Source organism: Arthrobacter sp. B1I2 (genome assembly GCF_030816485.1).
GTDB lineage: Bacteria > Actinomycetota > Actinomycetes > Actinomycetales > Micrococcaceae > Arthrobacter.
Window position 1 is genome coordinate 1,424,578 of the sequence record NZ_JAUSYC010000001.1, and the last position, 22,118, is coordinate 1,446,695.

General features: G+C 65.0%; 20 protein-coding genes. 9 read left to right on the forward strand and 11 right to left on the reverse strand.

All coding sequences use genetic code 11. The features are described from left to right. Nucleotides 1-3: 3 nt before the first annotated feature. From QFZ57_RS06610 to QFZ57_RS06625, 4 genes are all read left to right on the forward strand, one after another. Entirely contained in the window at nt 4-720 is a 717-nt protein-coding gene (locus QFZ57_RS06610; protein WP_306629655.1) for a nucleotide exchange factor GrpE, read from the forward strand. 272 nt (nt 721-992) lie between these two features. Beyond that, nucleotides 993-1,964 (forward strand): DnaJ C-terminal domain-containing protein, encoded by a 972-nt coding sequence (locus QFZ57_RS06615; protein ID WP_306898931.1) that lies wholly within the window; start codon nt 993-995, stop codon nt 1,962-1,964. Nucleotides 1,965-1,979: 15 nt separating this feature from the next. Next, nucleotides 1,980-2,405, forward strand: a complete 426-nt coding sequence (locus tag QFZ57_RS06620) for a heat shock protein transcriptional repressor HspR (RefSeq protein WP_306629657.1) — start codon at nt 1,980-1,982, stop codon at nt 2,403-2,405. 197 nt (nt 2,406-2,602) lie between these two features. After that, on the forward strand, nt 2,603-2,989 hold the full coding sequence (locus QFZ57_RS06625) for a hypothetical protein (protein ID WP_306632447.1): 387 nt from the start codon (nt 2,603-2,605) through the stop codon (nt 2,987-2,989). Nucleotides 2,990-3,049: 60 nt separating this feature from the next. On the opposite strand, the gene QFZ57_RS06630 is transcribed toward QFZ57_RS06625, so the two are convergent. The 4 genes from QFZ57_RS06630 to hisD all read right to left on the reverse strand — a co-directional run bounded on the left by QFZ57_RS06630 (nt 3,050) and on the right by hisD (nt 7,760). Beyond that, complete coding sequence (locus tag QFZ57_RS06630; RefSeq protein WP_306898933.1) at nt 3,050-4,459, reverse strand: aldehyde dehydrogenase family protein; 1,410 nt, start codon at nt 4,457-4,459, stop codon at nt 3,050-3,052. Nucleotides 4,460-4,638: 179 nt separating this feature from the next. After that, on the reverse strand, nt 4,639-5,604 hold the full coding sequence (locus QFZ57_RS06635; RefSeq protein ID WP_306898934.1) for a 3-hydroxyacyl-CoA dehydrogenase family protein: 966 nt from the start codon (nt 5,602-5,604) through the stop codon (nt 4,639-4,641). A gap of 53 nt (nt 5,605-5,657) precedes the next feature. Then, nucleotides 5,658-6,404: an SDR family NAD(P)-dependent oxidoreductase gene (locus QFZ57_RS06640; RefSeq protein ID WP_306898937.1), complete on the reverse strand. Its 747-nt coding sequence runs from the start codon at nt 6,402-6,404 to the stop codon at nt 5,658-5,660. Between the two features lie 9 nt (nt 6,405-6,413). Then, nucleotides 6,414-7,760, reverse strand: a complete 1,347-nt coding sequence (gene hisD / locus QFZ57_RS06645) for a histidinol dehydrogenase (RefSeq protein WP_306898939.1) — start codon at nt 7,758-7,760, stop codon at nt 6,414-6,416. 205 nt (nt 7,761-7,965) lie between these two features. Here hisD and QFZ57_RS06650 point away from each other — a divergent pair, with 205 nt between their 5' ends. From QFZ57_RS06650 to QFZ57_RS06670, 5 genes are all read left to right on the forward strand, one after another. Then, nucleotides 7,966-9,318 carry an MFS transporter gene (locus QFZ57_RS06650; RefSeq protein WP_306898941.1) on the forward strand — a complete coding sequence of 451 codons (1,353 nt, stop codon included), beginning with the start codon at nt 7,966-7,968 and terminating at the stop codon, nt 9,316-9,318. A 148-nt stretch (nt 9,319-9,466) separates the two neighbouring features. Continuing rightward, nucleotides 9,467-10,459 (forward strand): LacI family DNA-binding transcriptional regulator, encoded by a 993-nt coding sequence (locus QFZ57_RS06655; protein WP_306898943.1) that lies wholly within the window; start codon nt 9,467-9,469, stop codon nt 10,457-10,459. Nucleotides 10,460-10,517: 58 nt separating this feature from the next. Beyond that, on the forward strand, nt 10,518-11,171 hold the full coding sequence (locus tag QFZ57_RS06660) for a helix-turn-helix domain-containing protein (RefSeq protein WP_306898945.1): 654 nt from the start codon (nt 10,518-10,520) through the stop codon (nt 11,169-11,171). Nucleotides 11,172-11,393: 222 nt separating this feature from the next. Continuing rightward, complete coding sequence (argE, locus tag QFZ57_RS06665; RefSeq protein ID WP_306898947.1) at nt 11,394-12,581, forward strand: acetylornithine deacetylase; 1,188 nt, start codon at nt 11,394-11,396, stop codon at nt 12,579-12,581. Beyond that, nucleotides 12,578-13,900, forward strand: coding sequence for an MFS transporter (locus QFZ57_RS06670; protein WP_306898948.1), 1,323 nt, complete (start codon nt 12,578-12,580; stop codon nt 13,898-13,900). Before argE ends, QFZ57_RS06670 begins: the two co-directional genes overlap by 4 nt. 131 nt (nt 13,901-14,031) lie before the next feature. Here the strand turns inward: QFZ57_RS06670 and QFZ57_RS06675 are convergent, their stop codons facing one another. The 7 genes from QFZ57_RS06675 to QFZ57_RS06705 form a co-directional block, all read right to left on the reverse strand. After that, nucleotides 14,032-15,534, reverse strand: coding sequence for an NAD-dependent succinate-semialdehyde dehydrogenase (locus QFZ57_RS06675; protein WP_306898951.1), 1,503 nt, complete (start codon nt 15,532-15,534; stop codon nt 14,032-14,034). Between the two features lie 18 nt (nt 15,535-15,552). Beyond that, nucleotides 15,553-16,368, reverse strand: coding sequence for an HpcH/HpaI aldolase family protein (locus tag QFZ57_RS06680; protein WP_306629660.1), 816 nt, complete (start codon nt 16,366-16,368; stop codon nt 15,553-15,555). Continuing rightward, nucleotides 16,353-17,138 carry a 2-oxo-hept-4-ene-1,7-dioate hydratase gene (hpaH, locus tag QFZ57_RS06685; protein WP_306629661.1) on the reverse strand — a complete coding sequence of 262 codons (786 nt, stop codon included), beginning with the start codon at nt 17,136-17,138 and terminating at the stop codon, nt 16,353-16,355. Before hpaH ends, QFZ57_RS06680 begins: the two co-directional genes overlap by 16 nt. A gap of 2 nt (nt 17,139-17,140) precedes the next feature. After that, nucleotides 17,141-18,226 carry a 3,4-dihydroxyphenylacetate 2,3-dioxygenase gene (gene hpaD / locus QFZ57_RS06690; protein ID WP_306898953.1) on the reverse strand — a complete coding sequence of 362 codons (1,086 nt, stop codon included), beginning with the start codon at nt 18,224-18,226 and terminating at the stop codon, nt 17,141-17,143. Nucleotides 18,227-18,294: 68 nt separating this feature from the next. Beyond that, on the reverse strand, nt 18,295-19,833 hold the full coding sequence (gene hpaE, locus QFZ57_RS06695; protein ID WP_306898955.1) for a 5-carboxymethyl-2-hydroxymuconate semialdehyde dehydrogenase: 1,539 nt from the start codon (nt 19,831-19,833) through the stop codon (nt 18,295-18,297). Between the two features lie 30 nt (nt 19,834-19,863). Next, nucleotides 19,864-20,538, reverse strand: a complete 675-nt coding sequence (locus QFZ57_RS06700) for a GntR family transcriptional regulator (RefSeq protein WP_306898957.1) — start codon at nt 20,536-20,538, stop codon at nt 19,864-19,866. Continuing rightward, nucleotides 20,531-21,994 carry a fumarylacetoacetate hydrolase family protein gene (locus tag QFZ57_RS06705; protein ID WP_306901546.1) on the reverse strand — a complete coding sequence of 488 codons (1,464 nt, stop codon included), beginning with the start codon at nt 21,992-21,994 and terminating at the stop codon, nt 20,531-20,533. The genes QFZ57_RS06700 and QFZ57_RS06705 overlap by 8 nt, the downstream gene beginning before the upstream one ends. Between the last annotated feature and the right edge of the window lie 124 nt (nt 21,995-22,118).

A 22,118-nucleotide genomic window follows, 5' to 3' on the forward strand; every position in this document is an offset into this window, starting at 1 on the left:
CCCATGCCGCACCACGGTAACGAGGAAGAGCACAACGCATCCGCAAGCCAGCAGAACACGCAGGGCAACGGCCAGGAGCCGGTCATCCGGGACAACCGCAAGGTTGACCCGGTGACCGGGCAGGCCCGGCACCCCGAGGGCGGCCACGCTGAAGGCGCCAACCCCGCCCCCGGGACCGGCTCCCAGGCCGGGGCAGCAGATTCCGAAGGGGACGCGCTGGCCCAGGCCGAGGAGATTCTCAACGGCGTGGACGTGCCGGCCGAGGACTCCGTGGCCCAGGGAGCTCCGGCAGGGGCCGCCGGCAACGCCGAGGCAGCCGAACTGCGCAACGACCTGCTCCGCCTTCAGGCCGAGTACGTCAACTACCGCAAGCGCGTTGAACGCGACCGCGCCGTTGCAGGGGAAATGGCCGTCATCGGCGTCCTGAACTCCCTGCTCCCGGTCCTGGACGACGTCGACGCCGCCCGGCAGCACGGCGACCTGACCGACGGCCCCTTCGCCGCGATCGCCACCAAACTGGAGAACGCGCTGAAGACTTACGGCCTGGTCCGGATCGACCAGACCGGCGTGGAGTTCGATCCCACGATCCACGAGGCCCTGATCCAGCAGCCCGGCGAGGACATCGAGGTTGACACCGTCAGCCAGGTGCTCCGCTCCGGCTACAAGTCAGGAGACCGAGTCCTCCGCGCAGCACAGGTGATCGTCGCAGTTCCGGCGTAACGGTCACCAATGCGCTACGCCGGATATGGGGCGGTGCCCGCTTCGCGGTGCCCTCCACACCGCCGCCCCATATCCGGCCTCCGCGCAGGTCGGTCATCTCGCCTAAGGTGAGGTAACCACAAAGCTCGCAGCGGTACAGGGGCCCCGGGAGTGGCATCGGGCCTGCCGGAGCGTGGTGGCTTGGTCCGTCAGGACCGAGCCACCACGCGTAGGGGCGGGGGCCCCTGTACCGCGGAGAGCTGTAAGTTAAAAGACTTTGAAAGGAAACGCCATTGGCTAGCCAGGATTGGGTGGACAAGGACTTTTACAAGATCCTTGGTGTTGCCAAGGACGCTTCCGATGCCGATATCAAGAAGGCCTACCGGAAGCTTGCGCGGCAGCACCACCCTGATACGAATGCGGGGAACGCTGCTTCCGAGAAGAAGTTCAAGGACATCTCCGAGGCTTATTCGGTGCTCTCGGACCCCGACGAGCGCCAGCAGTATGACGCCATCCGGGCCATGGGCAGCGGGGCCCGCTTTGCCCCCGGCGGTGCCGGCGCCACTAACGGCGGGTTCGAGGACATGTTCGGCGGCCTGTTCACCGGCAACACCGGACGTCATGCCGGCGGGTTCAACCCGTCCGCCGGAGGCATCCCGCCTGAATTTGCCGACCTCTTTGGCGGCTTCGGTGGGGCGCCCGGCTTCCAGCGCACCCCGCAGAAGGGCGCGGACCGCACTGCTTCCACGAGTATTTCGTTTGCCGGTTCCATCCGTGGCACCTCGATCGGCCTGCGTGAACCCAGCGGCGAGGTCATCGACGTCCGGGTGCCCGCCGGCATCAAGGACGGGCAGAAGGTCCGCGTGCGCGGCAAGGGCCAGCCCGGTGCCGCCGGCAACGGCGACCTGGTGGTATCGGTCTCGGTCCAGCCGCACCAGTTTTACACGCGCGACGGCGACAACCTCCGCATCCATGTCCCCGTCACCTTCCCGGAGGCTGCTTTGGGTGCGGACATTGAAGTGCCCACGATCGACGGCGACAAGGTAAAGGTCCGTGTCCCGGCGGGCACGCCGTCGGGCCGTACCCTGCGGGTGAAGGGCAAAGGCGTGAAGACGTCGAAGGCGACCGGCGACCTGCTGGTGACCATCGACGTCGCGGTTCCCAAGAATCTCAACAAGGACGCCGAAGCTGCGGTCAAGGCGTTCGCCGAGGCAACGTCGTCGGCGGACGTTCGCGAGGGCCTGGCAGCCAAGGCCCGGCTCTAGAAGCGGAGGTGAGCCGTGGACATCAGTGCTGACCAGCCGATCTTCGTGATTTCCGTGGCGGCAGAACTGGCGGACATGCACCCTCAGACCCTGCGGCAGTACGACAGGCTTGGCATCGTCAAGCCCAGCCGTGCCCCCGGAAAGTCGCGGCGCTACTCCCAGCGTGACGTTAACATGCTGCGGGAAGTGCAGCGGCTTTCCCAGGAAGGCGTCTCACTGGAGGGGATCAAACGGATCCTTGAACTCGAGAACCAGGTGGCCGCACTCCAAAACCGGATTTCTGAACTCACCGAGGAACTCGGGCGGCGGCCGCGGGGCGTTGACTCCCGGATCTTCGCCGCCGGAACCGCCGGTGACGTGGTGAGCCTGGCGCGTGGCCAGCGCCCCCGGCCGCGGTCCCAGGCTGTCATGCTGTGGCGGCCGCGCGCGATTGGGCAGTAACGCGACCGGGGCCGTAAGTAGCGTTTCCCGGAGCCCCGGCAAATATGAGTACCCACTACTGGTGACGGAAAAGCCCCCTGGAACTTGAATGGAACCATCGCCGGATCAGCGGCGATGGTTCCGCAAGTTCGGGGGTTTTCCGTGTTTATAGTTCACAGCAAAGGTCTCTGCAGCAAGGCCCGGCCATGAGCCCGGGGATGGAATCGGTGGCCGCCTTCAGCGGCTCAATGCCGGGCCAGATCCTGCTGGCTCTCGGCCAGACCATTGTGGTGGTCTGCGTCTGCTTCGACATGGTCCGCGAGCTGTCTGTCCCAAGATCGCACCGGCGCTATGTGGCCAGCACCGTGTTCCGCACGCTCGCCGTCCCCTCGATCATGGCCAACGCCCTGACGGTCTTCATCGCCCTGGTGGTGTCCTCCTGGGTGGACGTGGTGATGGGCATGTTCGTGCTGGTGGCCATCGTCTTCCGGTTCCACCACAACCAGGACGAGGACAACTGGTGGAAGGGCAAGGGCAAGAAGCTGGCCCGCTGGGCCCGCCGGCAGTTCTCCGGCCGGACGTCCGCCGCCCCGGCCCTGGGTTAAGGCCGCAAAGCCCCGGGAGCCCGGCACTGGCAACCTGCGTGCCGGGCTCCCGCGTCAACATCAGCCGTTGATGACCTGGGGTACGCCGAGGGCCTTGAGGCCTTCAACGCCGAACTCCACGCCGTAGCCTGACTGCTTGGCTCCGCCGAAGGGGATGCGGGGGTCCACGGCGCCGTGCCGGTTGATCCACACAGTCCCGGCCTGGATGCGGGCGGCGACCTCCCGGGCGGCGGCCAGGTCCGGGGACCAGACGGAGGCGCCCAGGCCGACGTCGAGGCCGTTGGCCTTTTCCACCGCTTCGTCGATGGTGTTGTAGCGGATGATGGGCAGGGCGGGGCCGAACTGTTCCTCGGCAACCAGCGGGTTGTCGTTGTCGATGTCGGCCACCAGCGTGGTGGGGTAGAAGTAGCCCGGTTGGCTGGTGTCCGGGTTCCCGCCCAGCAGGACGCGTGCTCCGGACGCCTTCGCTGCCTCCACGAGGTTGGCCACGACGTCGTACTGTGCCTTGTTCTGCAGCGGGCCCAACACGTTGTTTTCGTCCAGGCCGTTGCCCATCGGCATTTGTTTGGCGACCGCCACGAGCTCCTCGCAGACTGCGTCGTAGATGTCGTCGTGCACGTAGAGGCGCTTGAGGGCCGCGCAGGTCTGCCCGGTGTTGAGGAACGCGCCCCAGAAGATGTCCTGGGCGATGGCCTTGGGGTCTGCGTCGGGCAGGACGATGCCTGCATCATTCCCGCCCAGTTCCAGGGTGAGCCGCTTGACGGTGTCTGCGGAGGACTTGATGATGGCCCGGCCGCCGGCAGTGGAACCGGTGAACATGATTTTGCCGATCGCGGGGTGGTTGGTGAGCTGCGCGCCCACCTCGCGGCCGCAGGACACCACCGACAGGATGCCCTCCGGCAGTTCCTCATTGATGACCTTGACCAGGGCCAGGACGGACAGCGGCGTGTTTCCGGAGGGCTTGACCACCACCGTGTTGCCCATGCGCAGCGCCGGGGCGAGCTGCCAGACGGCGATCATCATCGGCCAGTTCCACGGGCCGATCGCGCCGACCACGCCGATCGGGCGGTAGTGCAGTTCGGCACGGGTCTCGCCGTCGTCCACGATGGTTTCCGGCTCCAACGGGAGGCTGGCCGTGGCGCGCAGCCACGCTACGCAGGCGCCTACTTCGAACCGGGCGTTGGGGCCGTTCAACGGTTTGCCCTGCTCGCGGGAGAGCAGCTGGGCCAGTTCCTCGGCGGAGCGTTCGACGGCGTCGGCTGCCTTCAGGAGCGCGGCGGACCTTGCATCGTGGCCCAGGGCAGCCCAGGCCGGCTGGGCGGCGACGGCTGCGGCCACGGCGTCCTCGAGGTATCCGAGGTCGTGGACGGGGGCTTCGCCCACAGCTTCACCGGTTGCCGGGTCAAAGATGGTCCGGCCGGCGCCGGCCGCGGGGGCAATGGACGCGAGAAGCGCATCATAGGTTTCCAAGGGGTACTCCACTTCGAGTAGGCAAAGACGCCAGCCGGTCGGCGTAGCGGGTTACTCCCCAGTCTGGGTGAAGGCCCGGTCCCTGCTCTTGTCTTTGTGCGCAGACTCCTTGACGAGGAGGGAACGGGGCGGATGAAATCCACCCCGTTCCCCTGCTTCCGGTGGTTACAGTTCCGGCCCTACAGTCCCGGCGCCTGGCCGAGTTCCGTGCGGAGCTGGGCCAGGCGTGCGTAGGCGTTGTCCCGGTGGGCGAGCAGGGCGGCCTTGTGCGCGGGGTCGAGGTGGAGAAAGCCATGTCCGCTTTTCAACCCGAGGTTCCCTTCCCGGACCGTCGCGGCCAAGGCTTCGGGGGCTGCGAACCGTTCGCCATAGGCTTTTTCGAGGGTGCGGTAGGCGGATTCGTACACGTCGAGTCCTGCCATGTCCCCGATGGCGAAAGGACCAAACAGGGCCAGCCGGAATCCAAACGTGCTGGCGACGACGGCGTCGATCTGCTCAGGGGTGGCGACCCCGTCGTCAACGATCTGGACGGCTTCCTTATACAGGGCGAACTGGAGGCGGTTGGCGACAAAGCCAGGGGTATCCGCCACTCGGGCCGGTGTCTTGCCCAGACTCTGGATGAGATGCTCGGCGCGCTCCAGGACCCGGGGGTCCGTTTCCTCGCCTGGAATGAGTTCGACGCCGGGGATGAAGGGGGCTGGATTCATCCAGTGCACGCCAAGGAACCGCTCCGGGCCGGTCACCGAAGAGGCAAGTTCTCCGATGGGGATGGCGGAGGTATTGGTGCCGATGATCGCGTGGCGCGGTGCGGCACCCGAGACACGGCGGAGGATGCTGGCTTTCAGGTCAGGCTGTTCCGGAACAGCTTCCGCAATGTAGTCTGCCCCCTCCACGGCTTCCTCGATGCTGGCTGCTGCCACGAGGTTCCCCTCGATGGTTTCCGCGGCACCTTCGGGCAGGAGCCCGGCTCCCTCAAAGTCACGGGCCTGCTCCACGAGCCGGACGCGGGCACATTCCGCCGTTTCGCCGTCGACGTCGCCCAGCGCAACTTTGTAGCCGTGCAGGGCCAGCACCTGGGCGATGCCGCCGCCCATGTACCCGGAGCCGACAACGGCGGTGGTTGAAATGGTGTCTTTGATGCTCATGGACAGCTCCTCGGAAAAAGTTGGTCAGCCGCGGAAAGGCAGAATGGACGGGATCAGCGGATGGTGTAGCCGCCGTCGATGGCCAGGGTGTGGCCCGTAATCAGCGCCGCGGCGTCGCTCAGGAGAAATGCAACTGCACCCGCAATGTCTTCGGGTTCCCCAAAGCGGCCGATGGGGATCCTTGACAGCAGCTCGGCTGCCCAGTCGGGGCGGCTGAGGGTTGAAGCGGTCAGTTCCGTGCGCACGAAGGTGGGTGCCACAGCGTTGACACGTATTCCCGCCGATGCCCACTCCAGGGCCAAAATCTTGGTGAGATGGATGAGGCCGGCCTTACTGGTGCCGTACGCGGCGCGCTCCTCGATTCCGACGATTCCCGCCTGCGACGCGACGTTGACGATTGCCCCCCGGGTTCCGTTATTCACCCAGTGGCGGGCCAGCGATGTGGTGAGGAAGAAGCTGCCTTTGAGGTTCGTGTCGAAGACGGTGTCCCAGTCTTCCGTGGTCAGTTCGAGCGCGGGTTTGGGCACGTTGACGCCGGCGTTGTTGACCAGCAGGTCAATGCCTCCGCTCTCCTGCACGAGATCGTCGGCGAATTGGAGCACCTGGGCGGGCTCCGTGATGTCAAGGGGCAGGGCAGGAGTGCCGTAGCGTTCGCTGATCTGCCGGGTGCTTTCGGCGTCGCGGCTGGTTCCGTAGACAGTCGCGCCGGACTCGGCAAGGCCATCGGCGATGGCCTTGCCGAGTCCGCGGGCTGCTCCGGTGACCAGTGCTTTCTTGCCGTCGAGGCGGAAGTCAGGCACCGGTATTCCTTAGCTGTCGAAGGTGTGGTCTGACCAGGACAGGCCGGTGCCGCGGTACTTTGCGGCCCGGACGTCGCCGGAGCGGGCATGTCCTTCGAACCGTTCCACCCGGGCGGCGCGTCCGCAGAGTTCGCCGAAGAAGGCGCTGGACTCGGTGTTGGTCACTTCCTGGTAGGTGACGGTGCGCAGGTACTTGCCGACCCAAAGACCGCCGGTGTAGCGGGCGGCGCCGCGGGTGGGAAGCACGTGGTTCGTGCCGATGACCTTGTCTCCGTAGGAGACGCAGGTTCCTTCGCCCAGGAACAGCGCGCCGTAATCGTGCATCTTCTCCAGCGCTTCGCGTGGGTTCTCGGTAAGGATCTGGACGTGCTCGTAGGCGTACTCGTCTGCCAGGACATAGGCGTCGTCGAGGGTTTCAACCACGTGGACGGCACCCCAGTCCCGCCATGCGGCTCCTGCGTAGTCCCGTGTGGGCATGTCGACGAGGATCGTGTCGATGTGCTCGATGACCTTCCGGCCCAGTTCCTCGCTGGTGGTGATCAGAACGGCGGGCGAGTCGGGGCCGTGCTCGGCCTGGGACAGAAGGTCGACGGCGACGATGAACGGGTCGGCGTGCTCGTCGGCCACGATCAGGACTTCGGTGGGTCCGGCGAAGAGGTCGATGCCGACCTCCCCGAAGAGCTGGCGCTTGGCCTCGGCGACGAAGGCGTTTCCGGGTCCGGCCAGCATGTTGACCGGCTTGATGGTTTCGGTGCCGACGGCCAGCGCAGCTACAGCCTGGATGCCGCCGAGGAGGTAAATTTCGTCTGCTCCGGCCAGGTACATGGCGGCAACAGTGGCGTCCGGGACCTCACCCTGGATCAGCGGCGTGCAGGCGGCGACCCGCTCCACGCCTGCCACCTTGGCGGTGATGATGGTCATGTGGGCGCTGGCCAGCAAGGGGTACTTGCCACCCGGGATGTAAGCGCCTGCGGCCTGGATCGGAACGTTCTTCTGGCCAAGGAAAACCCCCGGCATGGTTTCAATTTCAAAGTCACTCAGGGATTCAAGCTGCTTCTGCGCCATCACCCTGACCTGCTCCTGGACAAACTTGATGTCCTCGATGGTTTGTTCCGGAACGCGGGCGATGATCTCGTCCAGCTGATCCTTGGAGAGCAGGAAGGATTCCGGTGCGTACTTGTCGAACTTCTCGGAGTATTCACGGACTGCTGCGTCGCCGCGTTCACGGATATCGGCAATGACGCCTTCGACCGTTGCGCGGACTTCGGGGGTGCTGCCCCGGTTGATGCTGTTCTGGGCCGGCTCCTTCAACATCACGGAGTCCACGGCCGAACTGATTGCTGTTGTAGCGGTCATGAGCAATACCTTCCATCTTCATTGATGGGCGACCAATGGAGCGCCCGGGCCAGGCTGGTGTGAGCCTTCATGTCGGTCGAGTGTATACGTATACATTTTCTTCCGCAAGCTGTTGGTGCTACGAAGTGTTTACGTATACACTCGATCCCCGAGGCGGCTGATGTGGCTGCCGTCACTGTCCGGTCGAAGACAAAGGAGTCTCATAGTGAGCACCCCCACGACAACCGCAGCGCCACCCGCAATTGACCCGAAGATGCGCCGCAAGGCCCTTGTTTCATCAGTTCTGGGCAGCTGCATCGAGTGGTACGACTTCTACGTCTACGGCGTAGCTGCAGCCATCATCCTGAACAGTCAGTTCTTCCCGAACGCGAGCCCCTTCGTGGGCATCCTGCTCTCCTTCAGCACCTACGCCATCGGCTTCGCGGCCCGCCCCATCGGCGGCGTCATCTTCGCCCACTTCGGCGACCGCCTGGGCCGCAAGAAGATGCTCATGATGACACTCGGTCTCATGGGCGGCGGCACGTTCCTTATAGGCTGCCTGCCCAACTTCGCCACCATCGGCATCGCCGCACCCACCCTGCTGGTGCTCCTGCGCATCATCCAAGGCATCGGCGTCGGCGGCGAATGGGGCGGAGCTGCGCTCATGGCAACCGAGTTCGCCCCGGCCAAGCGGCGCGGATTCTTCGGCTCCTGGCCCCAAATCGGCGTACCCGCAGGAACACTGCTGGCCAATGGTGCCTTCTACATCATGGGCTACCTGATCTCACCCGAGGCCTTCCTGGCGTGGGGCTGGCGTATCCCGTTCCTCGTCTCGATCCTGCTGGTCGCGCTCTCCTTCTATATCCGGAGCAAGGTGGATGAATCCCCGGCGTTCGAGGAAATCAAGCGCAAGGGCGAGATCGAGAAGATGCCGGTGGTCAAGGTCATCAAGACCCGGCCGCTGACCATTCTCAAGGTGATCATGATGCGTTTCGCCGAGAACGCGAACTACTACATCTACACGACCTTCTTGCTCGCCTACGGTCCGGCAGTGCTGCTGGAAAAGAACACCATCCTGCTGGCAACCATGATCATGGCCGGGCTGGGCGTGTTCTCGATCCCGTTCTGGGGCTGGGTATCAGATCGCTGGGGCCGCCGCTACACGGTCATCGCCGGGGCCACCACCATGCTTCTGATGGCATTCCCCTTCTTCTGGGCCGTCCAGACCGGCGACTTTTTCATGGTCCTGCTCGTCCTGATCCTGACCTGCAACGTGGGACGCGACCTGTGCTACTCCGTGGAACCTGCCTACTTCACCGAACTCTTCGAACCCAAGCTCCGCTACTCCGGGGCCTCGGTCGGCCCGCAGGTGGCAGCCGTATTCGCTGGAGGATTCGCTCCCCTGATCGCCACCGCACTCATCGGCCCGTCCTTCGACCGCTACTGGCTCGTCGCCCTCTACATGGTGGTCACGTCACTCATCACCATTGCTGGTGCTCTCTGGGCACCTGAAACCGCGCCCCAGGTGCGGCTCCGCAAGGGACTCAGCGCAGAACACGACCCCACAACCACCCGGTAGGCTGCCGTTCCTCCGGGATCCTCCGACACCTGGCGGCAAGCCGGGTGCCGGAGGATCCGGGCAGTGATGATTGGCTAGTCTGAAGGCCGGGACTTCACCGAGTGTGCCGGACCTGAAAGTAACTTATGAAGCAAGGAGGACGCGACCGATGGTAACGAGCCGCGACGTCGCAGAACTGGCCGGCGTCTCACAGGCCACGGTCTCCCGGGTCATGTCCTCATCCCCGAAACTGTCGGCGGCAACCAAGGCCCGGGTGCAGGCAGCCATGGAGACGCTCGGCTATGTCCCGCACGCGGGTGCCCAGGCCATGAAGACCAGGCGAACCAACACCATTGGGGTGGTGGTGGCAGACCTGAACAACCCCTTCTACTCCGAGGCCGTCGACGAACTCACCCAGGAACTGGATACCTCCGGTTTCAGGGTGGTCATCTGGAACGCCGGCGGCGGAAGCCACAAGGACGCGCTGAAGGCCATCAGGGAACACGCGGTGGATGGCGTCATCTTTACCACCGCAACCGAAGACTCGATCGAGCTGCAGGCAGCGATCGAAAAGAACAGCCCGATCGTTCTGATCAACCGGATAGTAGAGGGCCTTGACTGCGACCAGGTCACCAGCAGCAATGCCGACGGCGGCGCGGCCGTAGCCGACTACCTGCTAACCAACTCCAGGACCCGAGTGGCTTTCATCGGCGGCCCCGAGAACGCGAGCACCACCCGCGAGCGGGGCCGGGGGTTCCTGAGCAGGATGGAAGAGCAGGGACATGCCGTGCCGGAGCACCTCCGGTTCAACGGCCGGTTTTCGCACGACACCGCTGCGCAGATCATGAGCAGGCTGCTCTCCCGGGGGGACCGGCCGCAGGCGGTGTTCTGCGCCAACGACCTCATGGCCTTCGGTGCGCTGGACGCCCTGCGTGCCCATGGAATGGACACTGAGGATTGCTGGGTCATCGGCTATGACGATGTCGATATGGCGGCTTGGGAATCCTTCAGCCTGACCACAGTCCGTCAGCCCAGCCGTGAAATGGCCCGGATAGGAGCCCGGATGTTGGTGGACCGCATTACGTCCCCCGGCCAGCCCACGCGCCGCGTTGTTTTTCCCTGCGAATTAATCGTTCGGGGAAGCGCAGGGCAGCGGCAGTAAAAGCAGCCCTGGCGCATGGCCTCCTTGTCCCTGGAGTCAACCCTCGCCGTCGTTCATTATGTTGACCATTCCTTCAATTAACTGGAACATAGAATTTATGCATAGCTACGCGCCGCACCCTGCCGCCGACATTGAACCGCACGGCGCCGACGATCAGGCCGAGCGCGCAATGACGGCGGTCGGAGCCCTGGTTCTCCAGTTGCGGAAGGACTCCGGCTACAGCATTGGAAGTTTGGCTGCTGCCGCCGGGCTCAGCCCCGGGCTGCTGAGCCAGATAGAACGTGGTCAGGGAAACCCTTCCCTGACTACCTTGATCAAGCTGTCGCAGGCCCTCAAAGTGCCTGTCGGGCGGTTTTTTGACACGGGGGACCAGGCCGGCGCGATTGTCCGACGAGCGGACCGGCGGCGTCTTGAGGTCGCTGAGGACAATCTGGTGTACGAACTCCTCACGCCCCACATGCACGGACAGCTTGGGATGTTGAGGGCCCAGATTGGCGCGGGTTGGGACAACAAGGACGCGCCGTTCAAGCACCCTGGGGAGGAATGCGTCACCGTGGTGCAAGGCCGGCTGCATGTTTGCGTCAATGGCGTGGGGTACGACCTTGAGGAGGGCGATTCCCTCACCTACGACTCGTCGCTGCCGCACTGGTACCGGAACCCGACATCGGAAGACGCAGCCCTGATCGGCGCCATGACGCCCCCCACTTTTTGAACCGCAGCTTTACGCCGTTCATTTAAATGAACAAATCCACTCTAAAGTGTTGACTCTCGTGAAGTTCCAGTTAATACTGGAAGGGATGTGGCCTGCGCCTCAGTACTCCTGGCCGGCCACAGGGCTTCCTGCACCAGGTCAGGTTTGCTCTTCTCCTTCTCCCTGAATCCAAGGACCTTCACGTGACGACCCTTGCCACGGCCTCTGCCGAACCAACTTCGAGTGCCCCTACCGCACCCACCCCTCGACTGGGTCAACAAGCTCGTCTCCTTCGACACCACCAGCCGGAACTCCAACCTTCCGATGATCGATGCGATGGCAGCCGCGCTCAACGCCCACGGCTTGTCCCCCGTTATCCTGCCGAACCCGGAGGGAACAAAGGCCAACCTTTTCGCTACTATCCCCGCGGGAGATGGGTCAGCCACGGGCGGAATCATGCTCGCCGGCCACACCGACGTCGTCCCCGTGGACGGCCAGGACTGGGCCAGCGAGCCCTTTTCGCCCGAGATCCGCGACGGCAGGCTCTATGGACGCGGAACCACGGACATGAAGGCCTTCAGCGGCGCGGTCCTGGGCGTCCTGCCCGAATTCCTGTCCCGTCCCCTGCTCGAGCCGCTCCACCTCGCATGGACCTACGATGAAGAAGTCGGCTGCCACGGCGCTGTTGCCCTCGTGAGGGAACTGAGCGCACGAGGCATCCTGCCGCGGCTGTGTTTCGTGGGCGAACCAACCAGCATGTGTGCCGTGTCGGCACACAAAAGCAGTCAGCTTTACCGCGTCACGGCCAGCGGACGGGCCGCCCACTCATCGATGACACCCACGGGCGTCAACGCCATTGAGTACGCGGCCCGGTCCATTGCCTTTATTCGCTCGCTGGCTGACGAGTACAGGCTCTCCGGCCCATTCGACGAAAGCTTCGTGGTTCCGTACACCACGGCAAACGTCGGCGTGGTTTCCGGTGGTGCAGCCGTGAACACCGTGGCCGAAAAGTGCGAGTTCGAATTCGAGTTCCGGACCATTCCCGGTGACGACCCGGCATCCGTTATTTCCCGGATCGAGGACCACATCACGCTCCTGCGGGCCGAGATGCAGCTGGAAAACCCCGCTGCAGATATCTGCATGACGCCGTTGGGCGCTGTTCCCGGCCTCAGCCCGCAGGGCACCGGCGCCGCGCTTGAACTGGCCCAGGCGTTGACCGGCAACGACGCCGAGGAGACCGTTGTCTACGCCACCGAAGCCGGCATCTTCCAGAGGGCCGGAATCGATGCGGTGGTCTGCGGCCCGGGCAGCATGGACCAGGGCCACACCGCCAACGAATACATAGAACTCACCCAGATCGCGGCCTGCGAAGAGTTCCTGCACAACCTCGCCGCGCACCTCTCCACTACTGAACGGAACGCACAGCCATGAGCCACGAAGCAGCCACAAGCGTCGGGCCGGGTCCCGTAACGCCGGAAGCCCTGACCCCAGCTGCCGGTGCGGCTGAACTGAAGAACGCCAAGAAAGCAGTCGTTGCTGCGTCTATCGGCAACGGTTTGGAGTGGTTCGACCTCATCGTCTACGGCACTTTCGCCGTCACCATCTCCAAGCTGTTCTTCCCCACCACCAATGAAACCGCCTCGTTGTTGCTGACGTTCGCTTCCTTCGGAGTGTCTTTCATCATGCGCCCGCTCGGCGGCATCATCATCGGCCGCTACGCCGACCGGGCCGGCCGCAAGGCCGGCATGATGGTCTCCATCCTGGTCATGTTCATCGGCACCCTGCTCATTGTTCTCGCTCCCACAGCGGTGGCCATCGGGATCACCGCGAGTATCCTCGTGCTCGTTGCCCGCCTCCTGCAGGGGTTCGCAACAGGCGGGGAGTTCGGCACGGCCACGGCCTACCTCATCGAGTATGCCCCCAACCGTAAGGCGTTTTACGCGAGCTGGCAGGTGGCAACGCAGGGCACGGGCATACTGCTGGCCGGAATCTTCGGATTCGTGTTGAACACCTACCTCAGCGTCCAGTCGTTGGAATCCTGGGGTTGGCGGCTTCCGTTCATCTTCGCACTGGCCATCGGACCCGTTGGCTGGTACATCCGCTCGAAAATGAAGGAAACCCCGGAGTTCATGGCCACGGAACGGTCCGAGGCGCCGCTGAAGGAAACACTCATCGGGAACGGCGGCCGCCTGTGGGCAATCGTGGGCGTCGTTTCCCTAGGTTCGGTGGGTGTCTACATTGCGCTGTTCATGCCCACCTACGCGATCGTCAACCTCGGCATGCCCAAGACTGCGGCGTTCGTCTCCACTCTGATCTTCGGGGTTGTCATGAGCATCGGCTCACCCTTCATCGGGATGCTCGCCGACAAGGCAGGGCCGGCCCGGGTCATGACGTGGGCTGCTGTCGGAACCATCCTCATCGGTATTCCGGCGTTCCTGCTGCTCATGGCTGCCCCGGGCCTGCCCATGATGATTATGGTTGAACTGATCCTTTCACTCCTGGCCACGGCATACTTCGCCCCGTTGCCGGCCATCATGTCTTCAATGTTCCCGGCACGCATCCGCTCGACCGGACTTTCCCTGGGATACAACATCGGCGTCACGGTGTTCGGCGGGTTCGCTCCATTTATCCTCACCTGGCTCATCGACAAAACCGGTTCTCTCCTGGTCCCCGGCTACTACCTTGTGGTTGTCGCCGCAATCGCCACCGCCAGCCTCGCTGTTTCCCGGAAAGTATTCCGGCAGGCCTAAACGCCATCTTGGTTGTGTCGGCGTCACGCGGAGCATGCTTTTGGGCACTGAACGACGGCGGGATCCCGGGTTTCCGGGGTCCCGCCGTTTTTGGTGCGTTGAACGTGTGCCCTGCGTGGCCGTTCCAGCTCTTAGCTGGCGTAGGGGTCGGCGATGCCGATGTACTGGGTGGTGGTGTATTCGGCGATGCCTTCGGTGCCGCCTTCGCGGCCGAGGCCCGATTGTTTGACACCGCCGAAGGGTGCTGCGGCGTTGGAGATGACGCCTGCGTTGAAGCCGACCATGCCGAATTCAATCTGCTCTGCCACCCGCAGCAGGCGGTTGAAGTCCTTGCTGTAGAGGTAGGAGGCCAGGCCATACTCTGTGGCGTTGGCCAGCCTGATGGCTTCTTCCTCCGTTTGGAAAGTGGTGACGGGGGCGACGGGGCCGAAAATTTCCTGGCCCAGGATCGCTGCGCCGTTGGGCACGTTCGCCAGGACCGTGGGCTGATAGAAGTAGCCAGGGCCTTCCACAGGCGCACCGCCGGTGACTACGGTCGCTCCGGCTTCGACGGCGGCGCTCACCAAAGCGTGAACGTCGCCCCGTGCTCCTGCGTCAATCAAAGGCCCTACCTGGGCGGCGGCTTCGGTGCCGCGTCCGGTGACCAGACCGCCCATGGCATCGGCGAACTTCCGGGTGAACTCCTGCGCTACGGATTCGTGCACGAGGAAGCGGTTGGCGGCTGTGCACGCCTCGCCCATGTTCCGCATTTTCGCGGCCATGGCCCCTTCGACGGCGGCATCGAGATCGGCGTCCTCGAACACGATGAAGGGGGCGTTCCCGCCCAGTTCCATGGAGGTCCGCAGGACATTCTGTGCGGCGTCGGCCATCAGGCGTTTGCCCACGGGCGTGGAGCCGGTGAAGGAGACCTTGCGGAGGCGGGAGTCTTTGAGCAGTGGCCCGGAAATCCCCGACGCGGAGGAGGAGGCGACGACGTTCAGGACCCCGGCGGGCAGGCCGGCGTCGAGCATGGTCTGGGCGAAGTACTGGGCCGTGAGCGGGGTTAGCTTGGCGGGTTTGAGGACCATGGTGCAGCCGGCGGCGACGGCGGGGGCGACTTTGCGGGTGGCCATGGCGAGCGGGAAGTTCCAGGGTGTGATGAGCAGGCAGGGCCCGACGGGTTTGTGCTGGACCAGGATCTTGTTCCTGCCCTCGGGGGTGGTGAGGTAGCGGCCGTAGTCACGCACTGCTTCTTCGGCGAACCAGCGCAGGAACTCGGCGCCGTAGGTGACTTCGCCGCGGGCTTCGGCCAGGGGTTTGCCCATTTCCAGGGTCATGAGGAGTGCGAAGTCCTCGGCCCGTTCGGTGACCAGGTCGAAGGCGCGGCGCAGGATCTCAGACCGGGTTCGGTGCGCGGTGCGGGCCCAGGCGGCCTGGGCGGCGTCGGCCGCGTCCAAAGCCTTGACCGCGTCCTCGCTCGTGGCCGAGGCGAGGGTGGCGAGCACCTCCCCGGTGGCGGGGTCGTGCACATTGAACGTGCCGCCGTCGGACGCGTCCACCCACCCGCCGTCAATCAGCAAACCGGTGGGCACGGACGCCAGCAGGGAGGCCTCGCGTTCCGGCGTGAGGGCAGGGGAAATCTCGGAAATCGTCATATGGAAGTCCTAAAGGTGTCAGTAGCTGGCGCGGGTGTCGCCGCCGGCCTGGGGAATGTACTTCGAGGCCAGGGCTTCGGAGCCGCGGGCCAGGATGGCGACGTCCGCGCCCACCAGGATGAAGTTGGCGCCGTTGGCGAGGTAGTGCCGGGCGGTGTCGGGGTTGAAGGCATTCACGCCGGCGGGTTTACCGGCTGCCTTGGCGGCTGACAGGCAGTGTTCGACGGCGGCGCGCACCTCGGGGTGTTCCTGCTGTCCCAGCAGGCCCATGGACGCGGCGAGGTCGGAGGGGCCCATGAAGACGGCGTCCACGCCGTCGACTGTGAGGATGTCCTCCACGGCATTGACGGCCGCGGTGGATTCGATCTGGACGGTGACGCTGATGGTCTCGTTCGCTCGCGCCAGGTAATCCGGGATTCGGTTCCAACGGGCGGCACGGGCCAGCGCGGACCCCACGCCGCGGACGCCCTGCGGCGGGTAGCGGGTAGCGGCCACCGCTGCTTCTGCTTCCGCCACGGAGTTCACCATGGGGATCAGCAGGTTCTGTACGCCGAGGTCCAGGTACTGCTTGATCACCACGGTGTCGTTCACCGGCGGCCGGACCATGGTGTGCACCGGGTAGCCGTGGACGGCCTGGAGCTGGGCGAGGATGGACTCGAGCCCGTTGGGGCTGTGTTCGGCGTCCACCAGGAGCCAGTCCAGCCCGGCGCCGGCGCAGAGCTCGGCGACCAGCGGGCTGCCGGAGCACACCCACATCCCGGCCAGGGGCCGGCCTGCTTCACCGTTCTGCGCTGCCAGGGCGGACCGGAAGGTCTCTTCTACTCGAAACGGCATGTGACACTCCCCAGGGGTCCGTAGTCGGCGTGCACGGTGTCGCCCTTGTACACCCACATGGGGCGGGTGAAGGATCCTGCCAAAATGATGTCCCCGGCCTTGAGGGAATCTCCGTGCGCGGCGATCTTGTTGGCCAGCCAGTGGACCCCGTTGGCGGGATGGTCCAGCACGCCGGCGGCCACCCCGGTTTCCTCCACGGTCTGGTTCTTGTACAGGATGGCGGAGACCCAGCGCAGGTCTACGGCGTCCGGTTTCACGGGGTTGCCGCCGATCACCATGGCGCCCATGGCGGCGTTGTCCGAGATGGTGTCCACGATGGTCCGGCCCTCCATCTCGATCCTGGAGTCCAGGATCTCGAGGGCCGGCACTACGTAGTCGGTGGCCTTCAGGACGTCGAAGATGGTGACGCCGGGGCCCTTGAGCCCGTCCTTGAGGACGAACGCCAGTTCCACCTCCACCCGCGGGTGGGTGTATTTGTCCCACTCCACGGAGCAGCCGGTGTCCAGCACCATGTCATCGAAGATGGCGCCGTAGTCGGGTTCGGTGATGCCGGTGGCAGCCTGCATGGCCTTGGACGTGAGGCCGATCTTGCGCCCCACCAGGGTCCGGCCGGCTTCCTCGTTGCGGCGCCGCCAGAGCTGCTGGACGGCGTAGGAGTCTTCCACCGTCATGTCCGGGTAGCGGGCGGTCAGCCGGGGGACGGGGGTGCGGGTCCGGCCGGCTTCCACCAGCTCGTCCGCAATGGCCTCTATCGTCTTTGGCTCCAGCATGGTTAGACCTGTACTCCCAGCTTGAAGCCCGTCCGGTCACCTTCCGCGGCTCCCTCCTTGCGGGTGTAGGAGAAGCCGTCGGCACCAACCGTGACGGCCATCTCCGACTTTTCTTCACGTTCGATGACGGGCTGCGGGTTCCCGTCGAGGTCCAGGACCAACGAGGCTTCGGTGTACCAGGAGGGGACCACGGGGTTGCCCCACCAGTCGCGGCGCTGGTTGTCGTGGACGTCCCAGGTGATGGTGGGGTTGTCAGGGTCGCCGGTGTAGTAGTCCTGGGTGTAGATCTCGATGCGGTGGCCGTCCGGGTCCAGGATGTAGAGGTAGAACGCGTTGGATACGCCGTGCCTGCCGGGACCGCGTTCGATCCGGTCACTGATCCTCAGGGCGCCCATCTTGTCGCAGATCTGGATGATGTTGTGCTTCTCGTGGGTGGCGAACGCGACGTGGTGCATGCGCGGGCCGTTGCCGCCGGTGAGGGCGGTGTCGTGGACTGTCTGCTTGCGGTGCATCCACGCGGCGTACGTGACGCCGTCGGAATCCTTGATGTCTTCGGAGACGCGGAAGCCGAGGTCCTCAAGGTAGGCGCGGCCGCGGGGGACGTCCGGGGTGACCTGGTTGAAGTGGTCCAGGCGGACCAGTTCGCCGGCGGAGTAGAGGTCGTAGCGCTGGGTGAGGCGCTCCACGTGCTCCACGTCGTAGAAGAACTCGTACGGGAAGCCCAGCGGGTCCTCGACGCGCACGGAGTCGCCGATGCCCTTGGTGAAGCCTTCCTTGCGGCGCTCGGTGCGGCAGCCGAGTTCCTTGTAGTAGGCCTCGGCGGCGTCCACTTCGGCGGGGGACTTCACCCGGTAGGCGAAGGCGGCGACGGCGGCGACCGGGCCCTTGCGCAGCACCAGGTTGTGGTGGATGAACTCCTCCAGGGAGCGCAGGTAGATCGCGTTCTCGTCCTCCTCGGTGACGTGCAGGCCCAGGACGTCCACGTAGAACTCGCGGGACTTGGCAAGATCGGTGACCACGATCTCCATGTAGGCGCAGCGGACGATGTCTGGCGCCGGGACAGAAGGGGTGGGAACAAAGTTGGTCATGATGGTCTCTCTTCTTTGAAAGTTTTATGGAATGTGCGACGGCGGATGGCTGGCTTGGGTGCCGGAGCCTACCCTTCGTTGGCGGCGGAGGTTTCGATGCTGCCGAACTTGGGGGTGTGGACGGTGCCGAGGGTGATGTGCACGGCCTGCTGGTCTGTGTAGAAGTCGATGGAGCGGTAGCCGCCTTCGTGGCCCAGGCCGGAGGCTTTGACGCCGCCGAACGGGGTGCGGAGGTCGCGGACGTTGTGGCTGTTCAGCCACACCATGCCGGCCTCAACGTTCTGGGAGAAGTTGTGCGCGCGGGTCAGGTTCTGGGTCCAGATGTAGGCGGCCAGACCGTATTTGGTGTTGTTAGCCAGGGCGAGGGCTTCGTCGTCGTTCTCGAACGGGGTGATGGCCACCACGGGTCCGAAGATTTCCTCCTGGAAGATCCGGGCATCAGGGGCGACGTCGGCGAACACCGTGGGTGCGATGTAGTTGCCTTCGGGCAGGTGGCCGGGGCGGCCGCCGCCGGCCAGCAGCCGGCCTTCGGACTTGCCGATCTCCACGTAGGAGGCCACCTTTTCGTAGTGCTCCGGGTGGACCAGGGCCCCCACCTGGGTCTTGGGATCGTGGGGATCGCCTACCACGATGTTCTTGGCCCGGGCGGCGTACTTCTCGCAGAATTCGTCGTAGATGGCGCGTTCAACGAGGATGCGGGAACCTGCGGTGCAGCGTTCGCCGTTGAGCGAGAAGACGCCGAACAGGGCGGAGTCGATGGCGGCGTCCAGGTCCGCGTCCGCGAACACAACGCAGGGGGACTTGCCGCCGAGTTCCATGGACAGGCCCTTGAGGTTGGCGGCGGCGTTGCGGAAGATCGTCTGGCCGGTGGTGGTTTCGCCGGTGAAGGAGATCAGCGGGACGTCCGGGTGCTTCACGAGTGCGTCGCCGGCTTCCTCGCCCAGGCCGTTGACCAGGTTGAAGACGCCGTCGGGAAGGCCGGCGTCCTTGAAGATGGTGGCCCAGAGCGAGGCGGAGAGCGGGGTGAACTCGGCCGGCTTGAGGACAACGGTGTTGCCGGTTGCCAGGGCCGGGGCGAGCTTCCAGGACTCGAGCATGAACGGGGTGTTCCACGGAGTGATCAGGCCGGCAACGCCAATCGGCTTGCGGTTCACGTAGTTGATCTGCGAACCCGGGACCTTCATGGCGTCATCGAACTGCGCCACGATCAGGTCCGCGAAGAACCGGAAGTTCTCCGCTGCGCGGAGGGCCTGGCCTTTGGCCTGGGTGATCGGGAGGCCGGTGTCGAAGGTTTCGAGTTCGGCGAGCCGGGCTTCCTGCGCCTCCACGGCGTCTGCGATCTTGTTAAGAATGCGGGCGCGTTCGCGGGGCTTCATCCTGGGCCAGGGGCCGTTGGTGAATGCTTCACGGGCGGCGGCGACGGCCAGGTCAATGTCCTCCTTCTGGCCTGCCGCGGCGGTGGCGTAATTCCGGTTGGACACCGGATCCAGGACGTCGAAGGTCCTGCCGGAGACCGAGTCCACGAACTTGCCGTTGATGTAATGCTGGATGTGGGTGGGCAGGTCTTCGGGAACGTAGTGCTTGCTGGTTTCTACTGAGGTCGTCATCGTTGAAGTCCTTACTGTGGTCTGTGCGTACTAGTTGGTTTGGGCGAGGTAGGCATCCAAAGTCGCGGTTCGATGCTGGCGGGCTGCCTTTTCAATGTCTTCCGCGTCGGCTCCGGTTTCGATGAGCTTCAGCAGGTTTTCGTGTTCCTCCACGGAGTCGTGGGCGCGGCCGGGGACGAAGCGGAAGGTGGAGGACCGGAGCGAGGCAAGCCGGTTCCAGCCGCGGTGGACCAGGTCCAGGATGTGGGGGTTGGGGCAGTGCTCGAACAGGACGCTGTGGAAGTCCTGGTTGAGCTGGGTGAAGCGGACGGGGTCAAAGTGGTCCAGGCACTCGCGCATCTGCTCGTTCACCGCGCGGGCCCGCGCAATTGCAGCCGGGTCGATCAACGGTGCGGACAGTGCCGTGGCGGCACCTTCCACGATGCTGAGCGTCTGCATGGTGTAGAGGTATTCGGTGGGGTCGATGCCGGCGACGGTGGCGCCGACGTTCCGTTCGAAGGTCACCAGCCCTTCCGCTTCGAGCCGCCGGATGGCCTCGCGCACGGGAACAACGCTGAACCCCAGGTCCTTGGCAATTGCGCCCAGGACCAGCCGGTAGCCGGGAGTGTAGCTGCCTTCCACGATGCGCGCCTTGACGGCCTGGTAGGCCTGCTGGGACTTGCTGCCGGGAGTGGCGGTGGCCTCGGTGAGGGCTGTTTCAGTCATCAGCGCTGCCTTCCCATTCCTTGTACCGCGCCTGCCATTCGGAGTTCATGGGATAGAGGCCGTCCACGCTGTTGCCCTGTTTGACCATCTCGAAGATGAAGGCTTCTTCCTTTTCCTGCTGGATGCAGTCCTCCACGAGTTCTTCGGCGATGGATGGCGGGATCACCAGGATGCCGTCGGAATCGGCCACGATGATGTCCCCGGGCTGCACGGTGGCTCCGCCGCAGGCGATGGTGATGTCCGTGTCCCAGGGGATGTGGCGGCGGCCCAGCACGGCGGGGTGCGGGTTGGCGAAGTAGGTGGGCATCTCAAGATCCGCCACGGCCGAGTGGTCACGGACCCCGCCGTCGGTGATGATGGCGGCCGCGCCGCGCACCTGGGCGCGCAGGGCCAGGATGTCGCCCACCGTGCCGGTGCCCTTTTCGCCGCGGGCTTCCATGACCAGGATTTCGCCCTCGTTGACGGAGTCGATGGCGCGTTTCTGGGCGTTGAATCCACCGCCGTGGGTCTTGAAGAGGTCCTCGCGGTTGGGAACGTAGCGCAGGGTCCGGGCCAGGCCCACCACGCGGCGGTCCGGGCGGGTGGCCTGCAGCCCGTCAATGCTGACGTTGTTGAGTCCGCGCTTGCGCATTTGGGAGGACAGGGTGGCGGTGGCGACAGACTCAAGCTTGGCCTTCAGCTCCGGAGACAAGGCAGGTCCGACGGCGGGAAGCCCCGCAGCTTCTCGGGAACCATAGGCCTCCTCCCGCTGCAGGTCGTCAACCTTGGGCCGGGCACCAAAGTCCGCGAACGCCGTCGTGCCTTCCTCAACCGTGGTGACCAGGCGCCCGGTGGAGAAGGTGCCGTCCACGGTGCCCACCTCAACTTCCAGGACGTCGCCCGGCGTGGCAACCGAAGCGCCGGCAGGGGTGCCGGTGAGGATGATGTCCCCCTCTTCGAGGGTGAGCAGCTGGGACAGGTCCGCCACCAGGCGGGCGAAGGGAAAGAGCAGGTCCTCAGTGGTGTCGTCCTGGACCAGGTTGCCGTTGTGCCAGGTGCGGATGCGGAGCTTGGAGGGGTCGACGGCGTCTGCCGGGATCAGTGCCGGACCAACAGGGGTGAAGCCGTCACCGCCCTTGGAGCGGAGGTTGGAGCCCTTGTCCGCCCAGCGCAGGTCGTACACGCCGAGATCGTTGCTGGCGGTAACGGCGGAAACGTGGCTCCAGGCGTCCTCCATCGAAACCCGGCGTGCGGCCTTGCCGATCACCAGGGCAATTTCGCCCTCGAAGCCGAGCAGTTCGCAGCCGGCCGGACGCTCAACGGGGCTTCCGCTGGCTGCCAGGGAGCTGGAAGGCTTGAGGAAGTAGGACGGCTGGGCGGGAGTGCGGCCCCGCTGGGCGGCCCGGCTGGGGTAGTTGATGTGCACTGCGATCACCTTGCGTGCTGCTGCCAGGGTGTCGCCGTTGACCTGCTCCAAAGCCTTCTCCTCATCAAGTACGAAATCGTATACGATCACTATCACCCATTCGGACCGCCCCGTCAACCCCCCGTTTCCCGGGCTCTTTGCAGGGCGACCGGTGGGTACTTGTCGCCCGCGTCAC